Raw genomic sequence first — 1,095 nt, 5'->3', positions numbered from 1 at the left:
CCGGGAAGCGGCGTGTCGTCGCCATCACCGGAATCGTCGATGGACAGCCACGGCGCGCCCAGGCCGGGCGGCGGCGTGTCGGCCACCACCGCCGCGACCTCCGCGTCCGTCAGCATTCCGGCGATGCGCTCCGCCGGATAGGCTGGGTCGATGGGGACATAGGCGGCGCCGGCCTTCAGGATGCCGACCAATGCGGTGAACAGGGCGGGGCCGCGCTCCGCCACCAGACCGACGCGGGCGCCGGGGGCGATGCCCAGCGCCCGCAGCCGCCGGGCGAAGCGGTTGGACCGGCGGTCGAGAACGCCATAGCTCAGCGTTCCTTCCGGCCACCACAGGGCCGTGGCCTCGGGCCGCGCCGCCGCCTGACGGGTGACCAGGGCGTGCAGGCGGTCCGCGACAGGGGGCGGATCGTCGCCGGTGCCGGTGTTGGGAGCCTCGTTCAGCCGGCGGTCCCCGTCCCCCAGCAGGTCCAGCGTGCCGAGGGGCCGATGCGGCGCGTCGGCCACCGCCGCCAGGATGGCCGCGTAGCGTTCGGCCATGCGCCGGGCCATCGCGTCGTCCACCTGCGCGGTGTCGTATTCCAGCGCGCCGGACAGGCCGCCGGCGCGCTCCATCACCACCAGCGCCAGATCGAAGCGGGCCACCGGGGTGGGCACCGCAATCGCTTCCGCGGCGAGGCCGGGCAGGGCCAGCGACCAGGACCGTGCGTCCTGCTGCACGAACAGCGCCTGCACCAGCGGCGGGCGGTCGGGCAGGCGCGGCGCCCTCACCGCATCGACCACCAGGGGCAGCGGCACATGCTGCCGCTCCAGCGCCGTCAGCAGCCGTTGCCGCAGGCGGGCGACCAGATCGACGAAGCCGGGATCGCCGTCCAGGGTGACGCGCAGGGGCAGGGTGTTGACCAGGAAGCCGGCGGTGTCCTCCATCTCGCGCCGCACGCGGGCCGCCGCCGGGACGCCGATCAGCAGGTCGTCCTGCCCGGTGGCGCGGGACAGCAGAAGCCCCCAGGCGGCCATCAGCGCCATCGGCAGGGTGGCCCGCCCCTCGCGCGCGACGGCGGCCAGCCGGTCGAGGACCGCGGGGGCGAGGCGCACC

General features: G+C 75.9%; 1 protein-coding gene. It reads right to left on the bottom strand.

Going from position 1 to position 1,095, the window contains the following annotated elements; all coding sequences use genetic code 11:
- On the bottom strand, window positions 1-1,095 hold a 1,095-nt coding region (locus QSG27_RS29000), incomplete at both ends, for a condensation domain-containing protein (protein WP_306712324.1).

Source organism: Azospirillum isscasi (assembly GCF_030849505.1).
Lineage (GTDB): Bacteria > Pseudomonadota > Alphaproteobacteria > Azospirillales > Azospirillaceae > Azospirillum > Azospirillum isscasi.
This window is presented reverse-complemented; position numbering and strand designations above follow the sequence as displayed.